The organism is Micromonospora sp. AMSO12t (assembly GCF_008806585.1).
In the GTDB taxonomy this organism is placed as follows: domain Bacteria; phylum Actinomycetota; class Actinomycetes; order Mycobacteriales; family Micromonosporaceae; genus Micromonospora; species Micromonospora reichwaldensis.
On the sequence record NZ_WAAS01000622.1, the window covers coordinates 1 to 442 of the forward strand.

General features: G+C 61.1%; 1 pseudogene. It reads left to right on the forward strand.

Going from position 1 to position 442, the window contains the following annotated elements:
• Positions 1-367 (forward strand): annotated as a pseudogene (locus tag F6X68_RS33880) (TetR/AcrR family transcriptional regulator); the annotation flags it as partial.
• Positions 368-442: the final 75 nt, after the last annotated feature.

A 442-nucleotide genomic window follows, 5' to 3' on the forward strand; every position in this document is an offset into this window, starting at 1 on the left:
GCGGTTGGCCCAGTTCGACAATCCGGCGGATCAGATCCTCGCGATCTTCGACTTCCTCGGTGAGCTGGCAGCTCAGGCCGATTACCGGGGCTGTGCTTTCATGCGCGCCCGCGCGGACGCGAACGCCAGCGACAAGATCAAGAGTGTCGTGGCCGAGTCACGTGCCTTCATACGTGAAAAGTTTACCGACCTTTGTCGCGCGGGCCGGGTTGCAAGTGCCGAGGCACTGGCGAAGCAACTGGTCCTGCTCTACGACGGTGCCGCCGTCTCGGCCTATATGGACGGTAATCCGAGCGCGATTGCCACGGCGCGTGCCCTCGCTGTCCAGGTGTTGGTTTTGCATAATCTGACACCGAAAAATATTTGATCCCGCGGTTCGCACGCGGCGGCCGCGTGCGCATAAGATGTGCGAAAGACCCAGGACAAGGGGCTGCAAGAGACA